This window comes from Streptomyces bicolor (assembly GCF_000719285.1).
GTDB lineage: Bacteria > Actinomycetota > Actinomycetes > Streptomycetales > Streptomycetaceae > Streptomyces > Streptomyces bicolor.
In genome coordinates this window covers 396,550-418,281 of the sequence record NZ_JOFS01000009.1, presented here as the reverse complement: position 1 = coordinate 418,281, position 21,732 = coordinate 396,550, and the positions used below count along the sequence as shown (strand labels likewise).

The 21,732-nt window shown below is 68.5% G+C and carries 20 protein-coding genes and 3 tRNA genes; 6 read left to right on the top strand and 17 right to left on the bottom strand.

From position 1 onward, the window contains the following. Positions 1-235 precede the first annotated feature (235 nt). On the top strand, positions 236-757 hold the full coding sequence (locus IF78_RS0114985) for a VUT family protein (RefSeq protein WP_031477126.1): 522 nt from the start codon (positions 236-238) through the stop codon (positions 755-757). Between the two features lie 684 nt (positions 758-1,441). Here IF78_RS0114985 and IF78_RS0114980 read toward each other — a convergent pair. From IF78_RS0114980 to IF78_RS45015, 13 genes are all read right to left on the bottom strand, one after another. Then, the gene (locus tag IF78_RS0114980; protein WP_031477125.1) at positions 1,442-1,762 is read right to left on the bottom strand and encodes a hypothetical protein; all 321 of its coding nucleotides are present in this window, start codon (positions 1,760-1,762) and stop codon (positions 1,442-1,444) included. 68 nt (positions 1,763-1,830) lie between these two features. Further along, entirely contained in the window at positions 1,831-2,130 is a 300-nt protein-coding gene (locus IF78_RS0114975; RefSeq protein WP_031477124.1) for a hypothetical protein, read from the bottom strand. Next, complete coding sequence (locus IF78_RS0114970) at positions 2,130-3,179, bottom strand: major capsid protein (protein WP_031477123.1); 1,050 nt, start codon at positions 3,177-3,179, stop codon at positions 2,130-2,132. The genes IF78_RS0114975 and IF78_RS0114970 overlap by 1 nt, the downstream gene beginning before the upstream one ends. Before the next feature lie 14 nt (positions 3,180-3,193). Beyond that, a complete protein-coding gene (locus IF78_RS0114965; RefSeq protein ID WP_234439711.1) occupies positions 3,194-3,676 on the bottom strand; it encodes a head decoration protein in 483 nt (160 codons plus the stop codon). A gap of 41 nt (positions 3,677-3,717) precedes the next feature. After that, positions 3,718-4,425 carry a hypothetical protein gene (locus IF78_RS0114960; RefSeq protein WP_031477121.1) on the bottom strand — a complete coding sequence of 236 codons (708 nt, stop codon included), beginning with the start codon at positions 4,423-4,425 and terminating at the stop codon, positions 3,718-3,720. Between the two features lie 125 nt (positions 4,426-4,550). Further along, entirely contained in the window at positions 4,551-6,257 is a 1,707-nt protein-coding gene (locus IF78_RS0114955; protein ID WP_031477120.1) for a hypothetical protein, read from the bottom strand. Between the two features lie 123 nt (positions 6,258-6,380). Further along, positions 6,381-7,088 carry an HNH endonuclease signature motif containing protein gene (locus tag IF78_RS45025; protein ID WP_158751379.1) on the bottom strand — a complete coding sequence of 236 codons (708 nt, stop codon included), beginning with the start codon at positions 7,086-7,088 and terminating at the stop codon, positions 6,381-6,383. Between the two features lie 153 nt (positions 7,089-7,241). After that, a complete protein-coding gene (locus IF78_RS0114945) occupies positions 7,242-8,735 on the bottom strand; it encodes a terminase large subunit domain-containing protein (protein WP_051827847.1) in 1,494 nt (497 codons plus the stop codon). Continuing rightward, entirely contained in the window at positions 8,732-9,265 is a 534-nt protein-coding gene (locus tag IF78_RS45020) for a hypothetical protein (protein ID WP_051827845.1), read from the bottom strand. Before IF78_RS45020 ends, IF78_RS0114945 begins: the two co-directional genes overlap by 4 nt. A 25-nt stretch (positions 9,266-9,290) precedes the next feature. Continuing rightward, positions 9,291-10,193 (bottom strand): ParB N-terminal domain-containing protein, encoded by a 903-nt coding sequence (locus IF78_RS0114935; RefSeq protein WP_051905101.1) that lies wholly within the window; start codon positions 10,191-10,193, stop codon positions 9,291-9,293. 2 nt (positions 10,194-10,195) lie between these two features. Continuing rightward, complete coding sequence (locus IF78_RS0114930) at positions 10,196-11,530, bottom strand: putative antirestriction adenine methyltransferase (RefSeq protein WP_031477115.1); 1,335 nt, start codon at positions 11,528-11,530, stop codon at positions 10,196-10,198. A 134-nt stretch (positions 11,531-11,664) separates the two neighbouring features. Further along, positions 11,665-12,066 carry a DUF488 family protein gene (locus IF78_RS0114925; RefSeq protein WP_037640453.1) on the bottom strand — a complete coding sequence of 134 codons (402 nt, stop codon included), beginning with the start codon at positions 12,064-12,066 and terminating at the stop codon, positions 11,665-11,667. 278 nt (positions 12,067-12,344) lie between these two features. Beyond that, on the bottom strand, positions 12,345-13,487 hold the full coding sequence (locus IF78_RS45015) for a ParB/RepB/Spo0J family partition protein (protein ID WP_051827841.1): 1,143 nt from the start codon (positions 13,485-13,487) through the stop codon (positions 12,345-12,347). Positions 13,488-14,335: 848 nt separating this feature from the next. Between IF78_RS45015 and IF78_RS0114910 the strand changes: the two genes are divergently transcribed. After that, entirely contained in the window at positions 14,336-14,878 is a 543-nt protein-coding gene (locus tag IF78_RS0114910; RefSeq protein ID WP_158751377.1) for a hypothetical protein, read from the top strand. A 5-nt stretch (positions 14,879-14,883) separates the two neighbouring features. Further along, positions 14,884-15,651, top strand: a complete 768-nt coding sequence (locus IF78_RS0114905; RefSeq protein ID WP_158751375.1) for a hypothetical protein — start codon at positions 14,884-14,886, stop codon at positions 15,649-15,651. On the opposite strand, the gene IF78_RS0114900 is transcribed toward IF78_RS0114905, so the two are convergent. Further along, complete coding sequence (locus tag IF78_RS0114900; RefSeq protein ID WP_031477110.1) at positions 15,648-16,622, bottom strand: recombinase family protein; 975 nt, start codon at positions 16,620-16,622, stop codon at positions 15,648-15,650. The genes IF78_RS0114905 and IF78_RS0114900 overlap by 4 nt on opposite strands. Positions 16,623-17,133: 511 nt before the next feature. On the opposite strand from IF78_RS0114900, the gene IF78_RS45010 reads away from it, so the two are divergent. Then, positions 17,134-19,023 carry a tyrosine-type recombinase/integrase gene (locus IF78_RS45010; protein ID WP_051827837.1) on the top strand — a complete coding sequence of 630 codons (1,890 nt, stop codon included), beginning with the start codon at positions 17,134-17,136 and terminating at the stop codon, positions 19,021-19,023. A 151-nt stretch (positions 19,024-19,174) separates the two neighbouring features. On the opposite strand, the gene IF78_RS0114890 is transcribed toward IF78_RS45010, so the two are convergent. The 3 genes from IF78_RS0114890 to IF78_RS0114880 form a co-directional block, all read right to left on the bottom strand. Next, positions 19,175-19,248 (bottom strand) — tRNA-Ile (locus IF78_RS0114890). A gap of 181 nt (positions 19,249-19,429) precedes the next feature. Continuing rightward, positions 19,430-19,502 (bottom strand) — tRNA-Asn (locus IF78_RS0114885). Between the two features lie 5 nt (positions 19,503-19,507). After that, positions 19,508-19,580, bottom strand: a tRNA-Asn gene (locus tag IF78_RS0114880). A gap of 158 nt (positions 19,581-19,738) precedes the next feature. Between IF78_RS0114880 and IF78_RS0114875 the strand changes: the two genes are divergently transcribed. Both IF78_RS0114875 and IF78_RS0114870 read left to right on the top strand, forming a co-directional pair. Continuing rightward, positions 19,739-20,047: a YtxH domain-containing protein gene (locus IF78_RS0114875; protein WP_031477108.1), complete on the top strand. Its 309-nt coding sequence runs from the start codon at positions 19,739-19,741 to the stop codon at positions 20,045-20,047. A 185-nt stretch (positions 20,048-20,232) separates the two neighbouring features. Next, the gene (locus IF78_RS0114870; protein WP_031477107.1) at positions 20,233-21,684 is read left to right on the top strand and encodes an FGGY family carbohydrate kinase; all 1,452 of its coding nucleotides are present in this window, start codon (positions 20,233-20,235) and stop codon (positions 21,682-21,684) included. Positions 21,685-21,732 lie beyond the last annotated feature (48 nt).

Sequence of the window (21,732 nt, the reverse complement as noted above, 5' to 3'; positions counted from 1 at the left end):
GTGGGTCGCGTGACCTGTGCCGGTTCGAAATGGCTTCGGCGTGTAGGGGTGCACGGCGTTAAGTCGTTCACGCATATGCCTCTGACAGTGCACTTGATCTCGGCCAAAGTCCTGAGCCTGGGGCCGGGTACGTAGTGTCAGTGCCCTGGGCTGTACTGTCTGGGCGCTCGCCTCGCTGTCCGTCCGCGGCGTGGTATCGGCGCAAAGACGACATCACTGACACAGAGAGAAGAACGTGAAGCTCCCCGCCCCTGCCGGTATCGCGACCCTCGTCGCCTACGTCGCCACCATCCCCGCGGCGAACCTCGCCGTCACCCATTTCGGAGCCGTCCCCGTCGGATTCGGCTACGCCGCCCCTGCCGGCGTCTACATGGTGGGTCTCGCCTTGGTACTTCGGGACCTCGCCCGTGAGTCCGCCGGCCGTGGTGCTGTTCTCGCGGCCATAGCCGTCGGCACCATCCTGTCGTACTTCCTTGCTGACCCGGCGCTGGCTGGCGCCTCAGCTGCCGCCTTCGCGGTGGCCGAGACAATGGACTTCGTCGTCTACGAGCCTCTCCGGAAGCGCGGCCTGCTGATCGCGATGCTCGCCTCGAACGCCGTCGGCCTGCTGGCGGACAGCCTCCTCTTCCTCAAGTTGGCCTTCGGTTCCTTCGAGTACCTGCCCGGCCAGATTCTCGGCAAGGCGTGGATGACCTTCGCTGCAATCGCCGTGCTGGCCCTCCTTCGACGCAGCAAGCCAGCGAGCGCGAGCGCCTGATCACCTCAGCACCGTTGGCGACGTCATCGAGGGTGCTGGTGAGGGCGTCGCGTGGCACTGACCTGTGCACGCGCAGCACCAGGACAACTCCCCGTTAACGTCCGGCCATTGACGCCAGGGCACGAGTCGCAAGGCCAACTTGCCCCGCTCCTGATGCCTCCGATACGGTCGCGTCATCAATGAGGGCCCCACCGTGCCTACTAGGTCTGGTGGGGCCCTTTTGTGTCCTCTCGACCCCGGGGGGACCGAGTGTCGCGTGCCACCGTCTTCTTCAGGTTTGGCGGCCAGGGAGACGGCGGCCGTGCTCATGCGAAAGGACAACTGGTGAGTACACACCATGGCACAGGCTCCAGCCAGCAGTCACCCGGGCATGGCCCCGCGGATGACGTCTGGGGCCCGGAGGCGCCGTCGTCGACGTCCGCCCATGTACGGCGCGCAAACGTACAACTGCTGGTCGGCGGCCGCACCGTCTTCGCGGTGTACATCTCGCCCGCGATTGTGGCAGGTGCAGCAGGTGCAGTAGTTGCGTCCCTGGTACTCGGGGCGGCGAGTTGGGGCCACTGGCCTTGGCTGTAGAACCGTGAGAGAGGCCGCGGGGGCGCCTGCTCCCGCGGCCTTCGGGCGGTCATTGAAGGCACAGACGGAGTGCTGCAGTGTCTCGCCGGCGTGGCCCCGGGCCGCGCGCTATCTGTAGCGGCGGGTCGGCACGAGCCTGGCCACTGCCAGAGTTTCGCTCGCTTCGTCTTCGTCCTCTGGCGCAGGTACCTGCCGTACAACTTCGATATGCCGCTCGATCCCTCGCAAGTTCTCCTGGAGGTCCATGGTCACCACCCCGTCCACGGTGACCTTCAGCGGGTCCGCGAGGAGCTTCGCTCGCCGCTCGCCCAGCACCTCCAGCGCAACTGCGCGCACCGAGCGCAGTCGGAAGAACCGGCGCTCCAGGTCGGCCGGGTCGGTGTCCGGCCCGATCTGCGCCAGCAGCCATGACCGCTGGAACTCGTCCACCCGCTACTCCCTCCACGCGGTCCGGCCCGCCGCCGGGCTATTCCCGGTGGCGGGCCGCCTCCAGATGGTCACGACGACGAGGACGCGGAACGACCCGCGCCCCGCCTTGACGGGGACTTCCTCGCCCCGCCCGTGCCGACCGTCTCCTCCTGGCCGCCGTCCTTGTTCCCGGACGGCCCGAACTTCTCCACCACGACAGCCTCTTCCGGCTCGTCGCAGTCGTCCGGCGGTTCCTCCCACGCGTCCGGGTTGGTGATCAGCACGGCCACCCCCGGCTCCGGGCAGTCTCCCGGCAGCAGGATCAACTCCTCCCGCGTGGTCGGGTCCTGTACGTAGACCGCGGCCTTCAGCCGCCCCCGGCCCGCCATCACAGGACCTTCGCCACGATGTGCGCGTCCGGGGTGTGCATGACGGGCATCCCGACCGCGGCGCACTTGGTCCAGATCTGCACGGGGTCATCCTGGACACCTCGGGTGATGATCAGGCCGGGAGCATCCTCGCGGATGATCTCGGGGTTCGACCCGCGCGACAGCACCAGGGCCTCCGCGGTCACCCCGTACATGGTCTGCGCCCACTTCTCCCGCTCCGGCGGCACGAGAATCCACAGGTCCTCGGGCAGCACCTTGCGGGGCTTGCCGTCCACCCGCACCTGGGCCTTGTAGAACTGGATCGGCGGCAGGCTGTAGTTGCCGCGCACCACGTTGATCTGCTGCGGAGTGAGCGTCGCCGTCGGCGTGGTCGACGGGTTCACGCTGCCGTAGTAGGCCGCCCGGTAGGCGTTGTTCGCCGCCAGGTAGCTGAACGCCTTCCGGGAGGTGATCACCAGCTCCGGCTCCGGCGCGCCGATGTCGTCCAGGTGCTGGATCCACCGCAGTTCGTCCGCGATCGGGTCGGAGGCCGGCTCCGACCACGGTGTCCGGGCGACCGGCATGTTCTCGGCGGGGACGTTCCAGTCCACCTCCAGCGTCAGGCCGTTCTCCTGTTCCAGCGTGAACCGGCCGTCCGCGAGTACGTCGCCAGCGGCCAACTCCAGCCGGGACCGGATGGCCTCGACGTGCCGTTCCACGTCGTCGTACAGCAACTCGATCAGCCGGTCCTGATCCGAGCCGTGCGACGCCTCCAGCAGGATCTGCTCCTGCTCGGAGACGACGAGCTTCTGCCCCAGCGCGGGCAGCGCGCCCTCGCGGGACGTCTGCCACGCCTCACGGGTCGCGAACGGCACCGAGGCGTTGAACGCCCGGTACTTGGCGACGTTGACGTACCGGCCGGAGTCCTTCGTACGCCACTTCACCTCCCGCATCTCCACGGTCGGGAAGATCGTCTGAGTGAGAAGGAAGTCCTTCGGGGACGGGATCGCCCTGGCGAACGCCGTCAGGTCCATGACCGAGACGTCCTTGAGCAGGTCCTGAATCGTCACAGCTCAGCCCCCGCTCACACGAAGCGGATCTGCGCGGCACGCGGGTGCCACACGAGCTGGGACACGTCGATGCCACCGGGGACCTTCGACGCCTTCACCGCGCCGTGCCACAGCAGCGCGGCTGGCACCCGAGTCTGGCCCGGCGCGAAGGGGGCCTCAGCGATCACGAAGCCGCGCAGGATCTGGCGACCGCAGTGCGCCTCCGGGTCGTACGGGCCGTACAGGCCGGATTCCGCGACCCTGCCGACCGGCACGCCGGACAGGACCCGGCCGTACGGGTCACAGCCGTCGCCACACACGTAGTGCACGCCTTCGCTGAACAGGGTGAGGTCGAGGGTGATGGTGTCGACGGAGTCGGTGCCGTGCAGGGACGCCAGCCACTCGCGGTTGGCGGTGGTGTACTCGGACGTCGAGACGGGCTGGATGGTCATGTGCTTGGTCTCCATGGACGCTGCGGTCAGGTTCCGCACACCGCCCACGGAGGCGATGCCGTCCACGAAGTTCAGGGGGCGTGGTCCCCCAAGGTCTGAGGCCCGGACTATCGGGCGGCGGAGTCGCTGAACTCCGGGATCAGGCCACGGCGCTTGGCCATCTCCAACCCAGCCGAACCGGGCCTGGGCACCGGGGCCGTACGGATCGGGCCGCGACCGGCCGGTGCGCCCGCGGGGGCGGCCGGCACAAGCGCGCGGACCCCGCCGAACAACTCAGGGCGACGTGCCCGCAGGGCCTCGGCCGCCGACTGGATCTGCGCCTCGTCCGCGTCCTCCTCATCCACGGCCAGCAGACGCTCCGCGTCCACCAAGTCGTCACCCTCCGCACCGAGCGCCACCAGCGCGGCCCGGCGAAGCGCCGCCCTCTCCCGCTCGGCGGCCAGCTCCTCCCGGCGTGCAGCCTGCAACTCCCGCTCGGCAGCCGCCTGTTCCCGACGCTCCACCTCCGACAGCGCGGCCTGCTCTGCCTCGCGCTGCGCGGTCACGAACTCGGTGAGTGCCTTCGGGGAGTCGAACCCGAGCGTGGACAACAGCCGTTTGATCGCGGCCCGTTCGCCCTGTGCCTTCTCGCGGGTGAGCATCTTGCCCAACCGGTCCTGGGTGACCGTGACCTGCTGCTCCTGGCCGCCGCTGTCCGTGGCGTCGTCGAGCTGGTCGTTCGTCTCGTCCTCCGACGAGGCACCAAGAATCGGGTAGATCGGCCGCCCGTCACGGCGGTGGCCGACGGGACGGCGAGGCGGCAGGGGCCGGACCATACATCTCCTCCAGAGCGCGCCCCCGCGCTGGCAGCCAGTGTAGCCACTTGCACCGACACGGCCACGAGCCCTGTCCGACTGCCCCCAATGGCGTCGAACAAGGAAGGCACCACCCCGAGGCCGCGTCACCGGCCCGCCTCCACCGGCTCCCGCTCGCTCACCTTCCCCACCGGCTTCCTCACCCCGGCCGACCCCGACCCGTCCTCCTCCTGGTCGCCGTCATCCTCGTCGCGCTCGCGCCGAGCAGCGGCCTCCGCCATCCGCACCGCGGCCTCCTGCTCCGCCTTAGCCCGGATCCGCTCCACCTCCTGCGAGGCGTCCTTGATCGGGTACCCGGCCTCCAGCAGCATCGCCACCGCCGTCTCCAGCGACAGCACCCCCGCCCCGTACGCCTTGACAACCTCCTCCAGCACCGCGCCCCGGTCCGTCGGCGTGTGCGGCGCCCACGCCAGCCGCGCTGGCAGCGTCTCCCCAGCAGCCCAGCCCTCCGCACGCCCGGCCTGGTACAGCCGCTGCACCATCTTGAACAGCAGCCGGTACTTATGTTCACGGGCGAGCCGCATCATGCCGATCAGAGCATCCAGCGGCCCCAGAGCCAGCTTCAGCGCGTACCCCGACGGCACCTCCGTGGCCTCCAGCGTCCCGAGCCCGGCCGCCGTCACCCGCGAGTTGGCCGCGATCCGCTCCAGCAGGTGATCCACGCGCGCCCGCAGTTCGGCCAGCTGCGGCGACGTGTCCAGGGCATCCATCCGCCCGGTTTCGCCGAGTTGCCACACCGCACCGGCCTTCACCTGAAGCTCCTGTGGCTTGCCCGTTGCCCGGTCCACCGGCAGCCGCGCACCCGCGAGGCCGATGATCGGCGTGCCCGTTGTCGCGGAGGCCGCGGAGCTGTCCGAGTCCGTGGCCGCGAGCTCATCGAGCGCCTGCAGAACCCGAGCCAGAATCGAGCGCCCCCACTGCTCCCCGCCGTCCGGGATCGTGTTCGCGATGTGCACCACCGGCACAAAGTCGATCATCAGATCCAGCCGGTTCAGCTCCGTGCCGTCCGATCTCACCCGGAAACGTGCCTTGTCCATCGGCAGCCGGTCTAGCGTCTCACCGTTCTTCAGGTCCTCCAGCAGCCACTCCGCGTCCGTGAGATAGCACGTCACGTTGGACGTCCGCCCCGGCTCCCACGGGTACTGCCGTCCACCAGCCGCAGCGCCGACGTCGCCGTCGGGCTCGTCCTCGAAGATCGGACCCAGCTCGTACGTCACCCGGCGCACCCTGGCCTTCAACCCTGCGTCGTCGTCCGCCGGCAGCTCCCACGCCAGATGCACGCGGCTCGGGAAGTCCTCATCCTCATCGCCCCACTGCGGGAAGAAGAACCCCGGATCGTAGACCCGCAGCGTCGGCCGCTGCTTCTGCGGGTTCCACGCCAGCACCATCACGCTGTCCCCGAGCAGCACCGCCGCCCGCTCCGCCTGCTGCACCCGGAACGTCAGCAGCTCCTTGTCTGCCCACTTCCGCAACCGGTCCTGCACCGCGGCGGCCTCCGCCGCACCGGGCGTCGGCGTCTCCTCATCGGCGTGCTCCGCGCCCTCGACCGCGACCTTCTGTTCTGAACCGAGGAGGTAGCCGAGCGCGGTGTCTACGAGGTTCGCCGCGTCGCCCAGCTCCCGTCGCTCCAGCGCGCTCTCGTCGCCACCGGCCGCCGCGAGCTGTCCGGCCTGGTTGTTGTCGTACGCCGCCAGCACCTTGTATGCGGCCAGCCGCCGTAGCTCCTGCGGCGGGACCCACGTCTTGGCCAGCTCCGGAAACGCGCGGCTGCCGGGACGCCCGGCATCGGCCATAACGGGCTTGTAGTTCAGCCACGACCACGCATCGATAACGAGTTGGCGCAGGCCCACAGTCTCCTCCGGACGTCGGCCCCGCGCCGTTGATCAGCCTATAGCCCAGCGAACCCCACGACCCGGCTACGTGACACTGGTCGCCCAGGTGGCATGGCGTTCTGCCGCCACCTTGCGCAGGCGTTCGGTAAGCGCACCCCGCTCCGCTCCGTGCGTCTTGTTGCTGTGGCAGTTCGGGCACAAGGCGATCATCGCCGCCGGATGATCCCGGCCGCCACCAGCGTGGTCATCGATGTGGTCGACCTCGAGCAGCGGCTCCCCGGCCTTCGTCCGGTACGGGAGGTCCGGCAGCAAGCACTCTGGGTTCTCGCACCTTCCCCCACTTCGGATGACCACCGCCCGACGTGCTGCGGAATTCCGAACACGTCGGTCTCCCCCCACGGCCCGCCGCTCCTGATCCCGCCCGGACTCCTCCCATTCCGCCGCCCTCATACACAACGCCCGGTACGCGGCTACCGGGGTGGTGCGAGCACGCAAGCGTCGGGGTGCGTACGGCTCGGGAACCAGATGGAAGCTGTCCGGTGCGGCCTGATCACCTGCCGCCTCATCCAGCCCTGCCCATGCGGCCTTCAGCTGTGCTTCGACCGCCTCCTGTTCGGCACGGTCCTTGACCACGAGCGTCAGCCTCTGGCCCTGCCTGGCCATCTCGATCGCCACCGCCACAGCGGTCGCGGTTTTCCCCGTCCCGGTGGGCAGACTCATCACGCTCTTCATGCCCACCCCGAACCGGCCGAGCGCGCCCTCACGGCGAGATCTCATCTTGCGGGCGTCCACGACCGACGCCACGGCCGGAACCCCAACGGTCCGGCCGCTCTCCACCCATGCCGGCATCACCCGAGCTTCCCCCGCCATCCCCGACTCCCCGTCTGTCCAGCGCCGATCAACTCGCAACGCTGCCACAACCCACTGACAACGGCCTTGGCCCAACTACCGCCGACCAGCGAGCCGCTGGTCATCCCCACCACGCGGAGGCGGCATCGTCGGATCCAGGAACAGGTCCCACAACGCCCACACCGCCGAGTCCAGCAGGTCGGGCGAGTCCTCCGTCTCGCCCTGGCCGACAAACGTCGTCATCTGCTCCTCCAGCTCCGCGAACCGCCGGGCCGGACCGACATGCGACACCCTGGCCTGCTCGTACAGCTGCGCCGCCGGCGCCGCCCGCGCCCGCTTCCCACGCGTTGCATGAACGATCCGCCAGTTCACCGTCGGGTCCACCTGCTCCAGCAGCGCGGGCAGGTAGTCACCACCGTTGTTGGCCTCGATCACCACGCAGTCGGCGCGGTGCTCGTGGTATAGCTCAGCGGCCCGCTTCATCGCCTGCGTCGGCGTATGCCGGTCCTGCTCGCAGTGCAGCAGATACCCGCGAGGCCGGTCATCCCCGAACATCGTCTCCACTGGGAACCCACGGCCCGCCACGGTGAACGCGGTCATGTCCGCGTTCTCGTGCGACTTCGTGGCCGGATCGACGGAGACCACCACGCGCTGGAGGTCAGGCAGATGCTCGGGCCGGGGGCGGAAGCCCTCGACTTCCAGCATCCACCCCTTCCACAGCGCGCCCTCCACGTCCTCGAGTAGCTCGCCGGACAGCTCCTGCCGCCCCAACCGGGTGCCGGCGTACTCCTCCTCCAGCTCTTCTCGGGCCGCCGCCGACAGGTTCGCGTCGTTCTCCCGCATGTGCCCGCGGGTCAGCACCACCCGAGGCGGCGCCCCGCCCTCCAGGTGCGCCTTCTCCTGGGCACGGCCCCGCTCGACGAGCCTCTTGACGTGTGGGAGCGGCTTCGGCGTCGTGGAGATCACGACTTGCGGGGCGTCCGCCTCACGCAGGCAGAACCACAGCATGTCGTAGACCTCTTGCGCGGTGTGCCGCGACCAGGCCGCGTACTCGTCGCACCATGCCTTGTCGAACGCCCAGCCGCGCAGGTTGTCCGGCGTCTCTGCACCGAATCCCCGGATCAGCGTGCCGTTCACCAGGCGCAGCGTCGTTTCACCCAGCGACGAGTTGTACTTCGCCACTTCCTCAGGCGGGAACACCGACAGCAGCCCCGACTTCGGGGACTCGAAGCAGATGTCCCGCACGAGCGTCGCGTTCTTCGCCACCACCGCGATCTGAAGACCTGGTGTCTGCGCCCACTCCTTCACCGTCTCCGCCGCCGTCCGGGACTTGCCCCAGCCACGGCCGGTGAGCAGCATCCACACCGTCCACAGCCACAGCGGCTGACGCTGCGCCGCGCGGGCATGGTGGTGCAGCCACCCCGCGTGGGGCAGCCCGTTACAGTTCGGGACCTCGCACGCCCACCTGCGCGCCGACAGCTCATCGGCGCGGACCAGGGCGGCGACCTCGGCCTTCAGCTGCTCGTCGCTCATTACCGAGGGGTCCGCGAACCCCTCGACCATGCGGCGCTTGGCCCGGCCGCGGCTCACTGCGCGCCCTCCGACAGCCGGCGCTCCAGTTCACGACGGAGCTGGTCCATCCGGGCCCGGCGCTCCTCGTCCGACAGAGAGGCCACGTCCACGGCCTGGTCCCGGTCCTCGACCGTCCCGGCCGCCGGGGCCTCACCCACGGCGCGCCGCTCGATCTCCGCCGCGACCTGGATGTAGCGCAGCAACTCCGACGGCGACAACTCTCGCGGGTCGAGTGTCTGGAGCCGCGCGACCGCCTTGCTCTGCACGGCCTGCGCCAACTTCGCGTGCCTGCGGGCGATGTCCCGCCGCGCCTGCGCCTGTTCTGCGAGGAACAGCCGGTCCTGCTCCCGGTCGTAGGCCGCGGCCCGCATCACCCATGCGAACTGCCGCGACCACCGGCCCAGCAACGTGCGGGATTTATGCAACTCGCGTGCCGCTTTTGTCAGACTCCGCGCTGGGCCGAGATCGCGGTACACGGCGAACGCCTCGAACGCCTGGACCGACTCCCCGCTCTGCCGCTCCCAGGACTCCACGGTGTCCTCGGCCACCGCTCACCTCCTGGCCAACGGCCGTCTAGTTGCTATGTGCGGCCAGGACTTCCAGCGCCCGCCACGGCTCGTCGGCTGGCACGGTGCCGTCCTGCACCATCCCGTCAATGGCCGCCCGCACGACGGCGGCCGTCTCCACCGGCACGTCCCGAACGCCGAACACCGTCTCCAACGGCGCCGTCCCCGCCCGGGTCGCCTCCCTGGAGTCCGCGTCGAACCAGCCCTCGGCCAGCTCGCCCAGGTGCCGCTCGAACACAGCGAGGATCACGCCGAGTGCCGTCGCGCTGTTGCCGATCTTGTACGCGGCTCGGGAGGTTTCCAGCGCATCGAGCACCGGCTCGTACTGCTCCAGCCCGGCCACCCATCGCTGGTCCGCCGTCGCCGTGGATCGGGCTGCGTCGAACGCAGCTTCCGCTCGCTCCAGTTCATCGGGCAGGAACATGAACTGCACGCTGGCGAAGTCGAGGTTCGCCTCGCCCAGGGAGGCGACATCCACCTTCTCCAGCAGGTCCAGGGCCTTGTCGTCCAGGCCTGTGTACTGCCGCCACTCCACAGATTCCAGCTCGTCGTACAGCTCTTTGAGGATCGCCGGGTCGTCCTGGCCTGCGATGGCGTTGTGCGAGAGCTGGAGAGCGATCTGCCGCTGGCGGGGCAGCGGCTCGTCTATCTGCATCCACCAGATCTGCGACAGGCCGGCCTCGATCGCGGCGAGCGTGCGGTGGTTGCCGGACAGGACGACCAGCCGCCCTGTGTCGCGGTCGTTCCACACCAGCGGCGTCGAGGTCAGGCAGCCGTCACGCTCGATGTTCGCCACGAGCTGCCGGAACTGCTCGTGCGGCAAGAACCGCGCGTTGACGTCGAGTAGCGTCAGCGTGCGCGGGTCGCCCTGCACCATCTGCGGCGGGGCGAGGCGAGTGGTCTCCTCCATGATCAGACTCCCGTCTTCGTCGTCGGGGCGCCCCACCGCTTCACCCACATCTGAAGGGCCTCGGCCAGCGTGTGCTGACCCATAGCCCCCTGGTACTGGAGCTGGAACTTCCAGCCGCCCTCGTTCGATGGGCTGCGCTTGTGCAGCCGCAGCAGCCCGCGGTATTTCATCGACACCGGGTTGTTGCTGAACGCCGTCGTCGCCACCCTCCGGATCCGCCGCGAGAACGCCCGCTGGCACAGCAACTGCGCCTCGGCGCTGGTGGCCGCGAGCACGATCAGCTTCGACAACCGCGGGTAGTCGGTCGGCGCGACCGCGAAGTCCGAGAGCACGTACGCCTCGTCCGGCGTGAACGTGCTCGGAGCCATCGCGAACACCCCAAGGAGCCGTCCGCCGCCGTCCTTCACCGCGACGGCCAGGTTCGCCGCGCCGGGCGCAATCTTCGGGTTGAGGTACCGGGAGCGTAGCGCGTTGAACTGGCCGGGCTTCAGCAGCGACAGCGTGAGCGGGCCGACCAGTTCCTCACCCTCGCGCAGGCGGGGAACCTTCACCGGCTCGATCGGCTGGCGCGGAGCAACGATCCTCGTCCGGGCCTGACTGGCGTACACGTAGAAGGGAGCAGCGCGCGGGGTCGCCTTGATCACGCCGCGCAGGTAGGAGTGCAGCTCTGGCACGTCATGGTTGGAGGCCGTTAGCCAGTACGGCCGGTCCGTAATCGCGCCGAGCACGCTGACCACGTCGTCGTCGGACAGCGGCTCATACTCGGGTGCGTCCCAGGTGAAGTGCGCTTCCAACGGCTCGTACAGCTTCTCGTAGCCACCGCCGTAGAAGGGAGGGAAGGAGCACACCGGGGCGTCACGCGGAACCTTCTGGAGCCAGGAGCGCACGTCCTCCACCTCATACGAGGCGAGTTCGATGTCCGAGCCGGACAGCCGCTCGACCGTCTCCGCGTGCTTGACCTCCCACTGCTCCCGGTAGGAGCGCACCACCCGTTCATGCCACAGCCCCTCGCGACCGACGCTGGCGAGGAACCGCGTGCCGAGCATGAGCGTGGCGACGGTGCCGACACCGTCGTCCAAGGAGTCCGCGAGCCAGCCGAGTTGATCTCGGCACTCCTCGCGGAGCTGGATGCCGACCGGTTGCCGGGTAAGCCACCGGCCGACCGCGCTGGTGTAGATGGACACGTCGGAGGAGTGGAGGGCGAAGCCCATGTCGGCCACGCTGCGCTCGATGGTGAAGTTGCCGCAGCACGGGACGTACACCGGGCCGCTCGGCCACTGGCTGGCGGTCTCGCGCACGATGGAGCGCATGGGGCCCGGGATGGTGCCCTGGAACATCTCTCGCCTCCCGACGAACGACAGCGCCCAGCCTCGGCGGGATGCCGGGGCCGGGCGCTGCGCTGGAACCTCACACAAGGAGCAGGCAGCCCCTTGAAATCATGTCACCTATTTTTGCGGCGCGGTTCCGACGCTCAGATCAAGGTGCCCTGCTGATCCATCGGGGACAGCTCCCGCACCTCGTCCCCCGTGACCTCCTTCCACCAAGCGGCGAACACGCGGCGGTGGCACCAGAGTCCCGGCTTTGCCAGGTCCTCGAAGCAGAGCAGCACCAGGCGGTGATCGCCCTCCGCCTGCGTGATCTGCCGCAGCCGCGCGGCGATCCGCTCGGGCCCGAGCTGGTCGAGGTCGGCCCAGTAGGCCGTCGTGAACTCGGGCTCGGGCTGGGAGAGATAGTCCCGACGCGGCGCGAGCTCCCGCACCGAGTGGGTGAGGGAGTAGGGGAGTTTGAAGCGGGGAGCGCCCAGGGTGATGCGCACCGGCACCCCTTGCGTGGGCTGGAACGCCTGGAACCGGTTGGTGAACAGGGTGAGCACGTGGCCATTCCTTTCGTGGTGCTCAGATGCCGGGGTGCGTCGGCGTTGGCGACGGCTGCCCCGGTGACCGATGATGCCGCCCGCTCGGACCTGGCTGAGCGGCACCGGGCGCGTAGGGAGCACACCTCCCTGCGCGCCCGGCCCGGGCTACTCATCGAAACGGGTTGGAATTCGGAGAGGAATTCAAGCGGAAACGGGCGCGGCCGGAATTCCGGCCGCGCCCACTCATCCAAACCCGCAGGAAGGGAGGGGCGCGGCCTCTGCCGCGCCCCTCAGTGCTACTTCGCTGCCGCTTCAGCCTTCTTGGCAGGCGTCCGGCGCACCGGGGCCTTGGTGCCCGTGGTCGTGCGCGCCGCCGGCTTCGGGGCGGGCTTGGCCGCCGCCTTCTTCGCCGTGGCCTGCGGCTTGCCTGCCGAGTTCGCCTCCGGCTTCTCGGCCTCCGCCTCGGGCTTGGCCGCCGCCTCGGCCTTCTTCACAGCCGCCGCCTCCTGCTGGACCTCCGCGGCCGCCTTGTTGAACTCCTCGGCCATGGCCCGCTGGAAGCCCTGCGCCTTGCTCAGCAGGTTCCGCACCATCTGCACCTTGGCGTACAGGCGGCCGACGACCCGCAGGTGACGCGCGAGGTCGTCACCGAGGATGACGGCCAGGTCCTCCGGCTTCTTCTCCGCCAGCTCCTCCAGCAGCGGGATCAGGACCTCCTCCGCCTTGCCGAGCCCGTCCTTCGCCTTGACCTTGGCCTTCTTCTGCTTCTCCTGCTCCTCGGCCGTCGGCGCCTTCTCGTTGGTGAGGGAGGTCTGCTGCTCCATCATCTTGAGGCCGTTGGCGAAGTGCTGCGCCTCGGCCTCACTGTCGAAGTCGCCGCGCACATACCGCATGGCGGCCACCATCTGGTTCGCCGGGTTGAGCTGGGCGATGTGCCAGGCGAGGTTGTTCTTGATCTGTCCCTGGTCGACCATCTCGGCCACCTCGGGGCGCAGGGTGAGCAGACCGAGCCTCCAGGTGATGTGGGTCTCGGTCTTGCCGAACTGCTTGGCGATCTTCGCCGGGGTCCAGCCAGCGGCCTTGAGGTCGGCGTACGCACCGGCCTCCTCCATGATGGTCATGTCCGCCCGGTTGACGTTCTCAGCGATGCTGAGGACGTACGCCTCTTCCTCGGTGGCACCCTCGACGACCTTCGCCGGGATGACCTCCAGGCCGGCCGCCTGGCAGGACCGCCAGCGCCGCTCGCCCGCGATCAGCATGTAAGGGACCTTGGCGCCCTCGACCGGCCGGATGACGACCGGCTGGAGGAGGCCGTTCTCCTTGATGCTGTTGGTCAGCTCATCCTGCGCCTCCTCCGAGAAGAACTTCCTCGGCTGCTCCGGGTTGGGAGCGATCTCGCTGACCTTGATGTTGATGAACTCGACCTTGTTGTCAGCCATTTCCCCGCGCCTTTCGTGAATTCCGTTAGGGGTGTTCCCCTTTGTTCTTACACTTATATCTTAATGGCGAATACCGCCAAAGCAAGTTCAGAACTCTTTTAATTCAAAGGAATTCAGAAAAGGGAATTCGCTGCATTTCCGAATTCCCCTTTCCGGCTGTGGACATGAGAGAGCCCGCCACGACCAAGCGGTCACGGCGGGCTGACTCCCGTCACGCACCCCGACGGCCGCACCGGGACGGCCGACTCCTCGCCGGGTGGGGCGCGGGGGGGGTCGGCCACCCGGCGAGGAGTAGGGAAGGACGCCGCTCACGCGACGCTGCCGTGCGGGGCTCCTGCGGCTGCTGTACCCGCCCGGCACGTCAGAACGTACAGCAGCATCTCAAAAATGTCACCTATCTGACCCCTGTCTGGGTGCTGGCCACCCTGTGACTCAACAGCACCCATCCTCTTGCAGGCCATCGTCTGGCTCCCGGCCGCGCATGCCAGCCTGCCACTCCAGCAGCTTTCGGGCCTCCTGGCGGGTCGAGACACCCGCCCCGCCTCGAAGCAAACACGGGGGCTGCTTGGCCAGTTCAGCGATCCGCCGCTCGTCGATTTCGGACATGCGATTCCTCCCGTGAACGGCAAGCGCGCCGCCTTCGCCCGCCCAGATGCGACTTCCTCGACAGCCCACCAAGAGGCAGGTAACGGAGCGCGTGACGCCCGCAGTTCACCCGCCGGCTCCCCCGAGGAAACTGTCCAACAAACCCTATAACCCCTCCGAGCTGCGAGGTATCGTAGAGGCAGGGACGATTGTTACCGGCCAGTCACCTGCGGCAGCATACGACACGGCCAGAGAAGGCGGACATGACAGACACCACCGACCGGCGTCAACACATGAGTCTGGCCTCGAAGTTGCTCGTCCTGCTGCGCCTGCGCCGCGATCCGGACGGGTTCACGCCCAGCGCCCGGGACGTCTCAGATGCGACGACCCCCGTGGGACAGCGCAAGCCCCTGCTGTCGCACGGCACCGTCAACAGCCTGATGAACGGCACCAGCAGCAATCCCAGGTCGTCTACCATCGCTGCGCTCGCTCAGGCATTGGACGCCCCGGCCGCGTTCTTGCTCTCAGGACGGGAGTGGGACGACCTCGCAGCCCTGTCGGTGTACCGGGAGCACCCTGAAGCCCGCGAAGTCCTGCGTTTAATGCAGGGCCTTGAAGTGCAGGACATTCTTGAAATCCGTTCGAAGCTCCGGGAGATCCGTGTTCGCAGGGGACTGTCCGAAGAGGTCCCCGCGATCCCCCCACCTCCCCCCGGCGTCGACCAGCCCCGTGAGGGCCGGCCGCGCCGCCTGCTGAGCCTGCACGAAGCCGCTGAGAGGGCAGCGGATGATCTGGAAGGACGTTGAACCTCTTGGACGGCCTCATCTACGGTGTCTGTGCCCTTGCCACAGCCATCAGCGCGGCGACACGCCTGCACTACACCCGTAAGCGTCGCAATCAAGCGGTCTATCAAATCGCCCACAGGGCCCGAATGTCGGCGTTCGCAGCCTGCTTCATCGGCTCACTCCTGGCGATCCCCACAGTCGCCGAAGCCGTTGACCGACTCATGGACCTCAACGAGGTCTCCTCCCTCGCCTCGGATCTCGCCGCAGTGATCTTCTGGGCATGCCTCCAAGTCATGATCGTGGACTGGACGCACTCAAGAAGCCACGTACAGGCGGGAGTCGCGGTGCGCATCATCGCCGTGTGCTGTGTTGTCGCGGCGATGATCTGGGAGTTCCACATGGCCGACACCGCGCACACTGAGCTGTCCGCGACCTACGCGCGTAGATCCGACGTCCGGCTGTACCTGCTCACCTACCTCGGCTTCACAGCCGTGGCCGGGCTGGAAATCGGCGCCTTCTCTACCGGGCTGGCCATTGCGGCCTGGCAGCAACGACGCGCAGCCGCAACCGGACTGTCCATCGCTGCAGCCGGGGGCGTCTTCGCCGTCGCCCATGCGCTCAGCCGTAGCGCGTACATCATCGCTGACCGGACCGGGCACGCTTGGCCGCTGTCTGTCGAAAACGCCGTCAGCCCCGCCTTGGCGGGGCTCTCCATCATCTGTGTGGCCACCGGTCTCGCGCTGGCCACCATCGGCTACAACGTCAGCCCCAAATGCGCTGGCAGAGCAGTTTAGGCGGACTTCTCCTCAGCCTCCGCGCCCCACTGACGCCAATGCAGTGCCACCCGGTCCGCGTCCACCGTGCGAGAACCCCTGGACGCGGCCGGGTACACGGCCACCTTCTCCAGCATGAGAACCAGGACACCCTTCTTCGCCCTCATCGGCGCGTGCTTCCACCAGCGCACGAGGTCAGGGATGTCACCGACCGGCACGTGCTTGACCTGCTCCAGGAGACGAGCCTTCGTCTCGCTCTCGCGGATCAGTTGCGTGAGTTCCTTATCGGCTGCCCTGAACGCCTTGAGTGACATGTCCGGCGAACGCCCGTAGTCCACGCCCAGCTTCTTCTGCCGACGGCGCGCGGCTGCCGCCTCCTTACGCAAGAGGGCAGCCTGGGCGAGCAGTTCATCTCGCGCCTGACCAATCAGCGCGCTGACCTCTGGCTTGGCCAACTCCGCCAGAACGTGCTCAGCGACGTACGTCTCCAGCAGGTCAGCATTGATGCGGACCTTGCCGCACCCGCCCGGATGCTGCGCTGTACTGGGCGCGCACCGGTACCCGCGGCTGCCGCGGTTCGAGGGAGAGGAGCCCAGCGAGGTCGTGCACAGCCCGCAAGTACCCATCGGGCCGGGGATCAAGTACTCCCGCTGCGGGGCCCGCTGTTTGTCGGGGTCATGGACGGGGCGCATGGCACGGATGGCCTCGAAGTCCTCCCGAGGGATGATCGCGGGGCCGCCCGTTTCGACGAGGTTGCCGTTCTCGTCTTCCTCCAGGCCGGCGATGGCCGGGTGATCGAGCACGTTCGCCAGGACGTCTGGCTTCCACAGACCACCGCGCGTCGTGCGGTACCCCTCGGCGTTCATCCACTCCGTGATGGCGGGATAGGGCTGCTTGAGCAACCGCCGCGAGGCGGCAGCACGAATGCCCTCCGCCTCGCTCTCGCGCACCCGCCGGTACGCCATGTCCTCAAAGCCGTACAGCCTCGGCATCTCCTCGCCCCTCCTACCGACCCCCTTTAGCGAACTAGTTTACCGAAGATAGGTCACATTGTTGGAAACCAAACAAACACCCCAAGATCACGCGCCGCCTCCGTCGATCACGTACTCACCCCCGCTTCCCGGCACTGCTCGATGCCGAGGACCTTCCACAGCTCCACCGTTGGTACCCGAACTGTGCCGCCTAGCGGGAGCGTCCGAACAGGGAACTTCCCATTGCGGATCAGCTCGTACGCCTTGTCTCGGCCAATTCCCAGAGCACGCCCGGCAGTTGTCACGTTGACCGTGGCCGGAAGAGCCAGCAGCTCCTCCAGACCCATCGCTCCGGCCGAAGCCTGTCCGCCCGCTTCCTGAGCAGTCATCGCGTTGGTCGCAATCTCCCCCGCGCCAACTTGTCAGCAACTTTACAACGCTGTCCGACACCCCCAGCAAGATCAAGAGAGATCACGCCAGACACGTACGCACAGCCTCGGCTGGCTGTGGCCAGTCGACAGCAGGGGGTCGGATGTTCAAGCCGAGCTACTACCGGCGATGCCAGTGCAAGGGGCCGCTCAAGGACGAGGAGGGCAACCCGGTCCTCGACGCCGATGGCGAACCGAAGATCGGAGACATCGGGCTGACGTGCCCAAAGCTCGGCAAGGGCCACGGCACCTGGTACTTCTACTTCGAGGCCGAGCGCGGCGAGGGCAACAAACGTGCGCGAGTGCGCCGCGGTGGCTTCGCCAAGCTGGATGACGCCAAGAAGAAGGCCAAGGAGCTGTACGACGCGGCCACGGCCGGCACCGACGTGCTCTCCGACGAGACGTGCGGCGACTTCTTCCTCCGGTGGATCAAGGCCAAGAAGTCCCTCGCCCGCACCACCCGCCACGGCTACGAGGAGCACATCAACAACTACCTCCTCCCTCACCTCGGGCACATCAAACGCCGCGACCTCAAGGTCCGCCACCTCGACAAGATGTACGACGCGATCGAGAAGGAGAACGCCGAGCGGATCCTCCACCGCCTCCGCGTCGACCAACTCCGGAAGGAACGCGACGCCGCACACCGGGCCTGGGTGAAGACGGCGGGCTACGCCAAGAAGGAGGAGCGCCGCGCCGCCCGCCGCGCCTTCCTCGATGCGAACGCCGCGCTCCGCGAGGGCAAGAAGGGGCTGCGGAAGGTCACCTCCGCCGCCACCATGCACCGCATCAACGACACCCTCAGCTCGGCGCTCTCCTGGGGGATCAAGCGCGAGCAGGCGTTCTCCAAGAACTGGGCACAGCTCGTCGAGCTGCCGCCGGTCACCCGGCCGAAGCCGCTCGTCTGGACGCCCGAGCGCATCGAGCACTGGAAGCGCACTGGCGAGAAGCCCGGCCCAGTCATGGTCTGGACACCAGAGCTGACCGGCCAGTTCCTCGACTTCATCAAGGACGACTGGCTCTACGAGCTGTGGCACAGCTTCATCTTCCTCGGCCCCCGCCGCGGCGAGATGGCCGCGCTGCCCTGGACAGAGGTCAGCACCGATGCCCTTTGGCTGCGGATCTCCCAGCAGATCGTGGAGGTCGCCTACCAGTTGTACGGCGAAGCGCCGAAGGCCGACAGCGTCCGCACCCTGTCCCTGAGCCTGGAGTCTGGCGACAACCTGGTCAGCTTCCGGGCGAAGCAGGAGCAGAAGCGCCAGGAGTGGGGGGACGCCTACGTCGAGACCGGACGCGTGTGGACGCACGAGAACGGCGAGGCGCTGCACCCTGACTGGATCTCGCGCCGCTTCACCCGCCTCGTGGAGCTGTCCGGCCTGCCGCCGGTCCGCCTGCATGACCTACGCCACCTCGCGGCCACCCTGTCCCTCCTCGCCGGTACCGACATCAAGGTGGTTCAGGAGAAGCTGGGTCACTCTTCCCGCCAGATCACCTCCGACACCTACACAAGCGTGCTGCCCGAGATGATGCGAGCCGAGGCCGAGTCGGTCATGGCCGTCGTCCCCCGAGAAGTCCCCCTCCAGGTCCGCACTCCGCTGACGATCCCTGAAAGAACCTGGCAGGGCGACATCGCCGTCTTCTTCGCCCACGGCGCCCGGCAGTCAGGTGAGACCTGGGCCGTTGGAGCGCAGACCCAACCCGACTCCGATCTCCTCGGCATGATCACCCTTGCCGGCCGGGGTCAGGACGACGCCGCCAACGCGGCCGTGAAGTGGATACGGGACCACTGCACCGCACACGACCTGGAGCTGGTCCGGGTCGAGAACTTCAACGACCGGTACCCGGAGGAGCAGCGAGCCGACTTCTCGCTCACGCGCTTCACGATCGCGCGCTCCGAGTCTCCGGGCGTGGACGGCTGGTCGCTCCCGACGGGCCTGCCGTCCACAGCGTCCCGGACCGCACGCGGGACCTCGAAGGGGCGCCGGAAGGCAGCGTGAGGGCCTCTCTGTCCCCTGAACCGGCCCCGTGTCCCCTGTGTGTCCCCTGGATCTTGGTCTGAACGTATGAACGGGGGGCACCACCTTGGAGTGGTGCCCCCCGTTCATACGTTTCCGCAGGTAGAAACGGTTCTCCTGGGAGAGGTGAGTGTGGGGCGGGTGGGACTCGAACCCACGGCCGACGGATTATGAGTCCGCTGCTCTAACCGGCTGAGCTACCGCCCCATAGCGGCGTGTCGCGTACAAGTGTGCGCGCCGTCTGCCGCAGCATAGCCGCTCATACGATCTCCTGCTTCGTATGGTCGACTTCGCATGCCCTGAAGGACTCCGCCTTGACCTGCGCGGTTCCCACGGCAGGGACACGAACATGAAAAAGGACCCCGGCGTGGGGTCCTCGTTCAGCATGCTCCCCCGACTGGACTCGAACCAGTAACCTGCCGGTTAACAGCCGGCTGCTCTGCCAATTGAGCTACGGAGGACCGAGCTCCCCCGACTGGACTCGAACCAGTAACCTGCCGGTTAACAGCCGGCTGCTCTGCCAATTGAGCTACGGAGGAATGCCTCGTTGCATCGAACGTACCTACCTGGGTATTCGCCAGGGGGCGTGCGCTCGCTGCGACACATACATTAGCGCAAGCAGGGGGGTGCTCCGCCAATCGGTTCCCCTCGGCACCGACGCCGCACCAGGGACCTACGCAAGGGAAGGGTGGCCGCCATGCGCTACCGGATCACGTTCGTGATCGGACTCGCCGTCGGTTACGTCCTCGGCACACGCGCCGGACGCGAGCGCTACGAACAGCTGAAGAAGACCGCCCGGGAGATCTCCCAGAACCCCGCGGTCCGCAACACCGCGGAGTCCGCGGCCCAGCAGAGCCGCCACTTCGCGGGCAAGGCCTACCACACGGTCAGCGAGAAGGTGGGCGACCGAGTCCCCGAGTCGGTGGCCGCCCGAGTCCGCAGCCTGCGCGAACGCAGCGCCCACAACGGCGGCGCGGAGGACGACTGGGGCACGAGCAACACGTAGCAGCACCTTCAGCGGGTCTTCGTGCATCGGCACTGCGCCGGCACTCCTGGCGCCGGGAGCCGCATCGCCGCAGGGGTGCGGGGAAGTGCGCGACCGGCCCCCCACGACCCGCGCCCGAAACCAGACACGCACCCCTACGGCGCTCATGGCCCGAGCAAGCGCAGCGCTACGGCAGAATTTGAGGCATGGGGATAGTCGCCGGGCTGGACAGTTCGCCCGATTTCACTCGCATCGTCGTCTGCGACACGGACACAGGCGCCGTGCTCAGGCAGGGGTACGCCCCGCACCCGGTGGAATCGCCGGACGGCGCCCGCCCCTCCGACGTCGACCCGCAGGCCTGGCTGCTGTCCCTCGGGGAGGCGGCCGGCGGCGGGCTACTCGAGGGCGTGCAGGCCATCGGGGTGTCGGCACAGCAGAACGCGGTGGTCCCGCTGGACGCGCAGGGCAACACCGTGCGCCCGGCGATGGTCGGGGGTGACAAGCGTGCGCAGGTCGCGGCGGCGGACCTGATCGACGCGCTGGGCGGACGCGAGGCGTGGGCGCAGGCCGTGGGGTGTGTGCCGCAGGCCGCGCAGCCGGTGACCAAGCTGCGCTGGCTCGCCAAGACCGAGCCGGAGAACGCCGTGCGCGCCGCCGTCCTCATGCAGGCACACGACTGGCTGGTGTGGCAGCTGCTCGGCCGGCCCGTGAGAAGGACCACAGACCGGGGCGGCGCCTCCGGCACCGGGTACTGGTCGGCGGCGACCGGCGCCTACCGCTCCGATCTCGTCGAGCTGGCGCTCGGCCACCAGGCCATGCTCCCCGAGGTGATCGGGCCGGCGGATGCGGCCGGTACGACGCCGGAGGGGCTGTTGATCTCCGCGGGGACCGGCGAGACCATGTCCGCCGCCTTCGGGCTCGGCATCGGGCTCGGGGACGCCGTCGTGTCGCTCGGCGCGTCCGGGTCGGTGATGGCCGTGCACCCCGAGGCGCTCGTCGACAGCTCCGGGATGATCACCTCCCTGGCCGACGCGACCGGCATGCACCTGCCGGTCGTCACCACCCTCAACGCCGTGCGCACCCTGCGCGGCACCGCGGAACTCCTTGGCGTGTCCGACCTGGAGAGCCTGTCCGAGCTGGCGATGAAGTCGACGCCGGGGGCTCATGGGCTAGTGCTGCTGCCCTATCTGGAGGGTGAGCGGACGCCGAATCTGCCGCACACCGCGGGCACGCTGGCCGGGCTTCGGCGGGAGTCGATGAAGCCGGAGCACCTGGCGCGGGCGGCGTTCGAGGGCATGCTGTGCGGGCTCGCGGACGCGCTCGACGTGCTGCGCGGCCGGGGTGTCGAGGTGCGGCGGATCTTCCTGCTCGGGGCGGTCGCCGAGCTGCCGGCCGTGCAGACGGCGGCGCCCGCGCTGTTCGGGGCGCAGGTCGTCGTACCGCAGCCCGCGGACTACGCGGCGATCGGCGCCGCCCGGCAGGCCGCCTGGGCGCTCGGTGTCTCACAGGGCACCCTCGACCCGCGCACCCCGCCCGTCTGGCAGGGCGCGGCCGCGCAGGTCCTGGACCCCGGCGAGGAGCTGGCGGTGGGTCAGGCGGTCCGGCAGCAGTTCGTGTCGGTGCGGGATCAGACGCATCCCGGGGCGTTCCGGCCGTAGGACACGTCCGGCGGAACGTAAGGGTCCGGTAGGAACCGAACCCGGAAG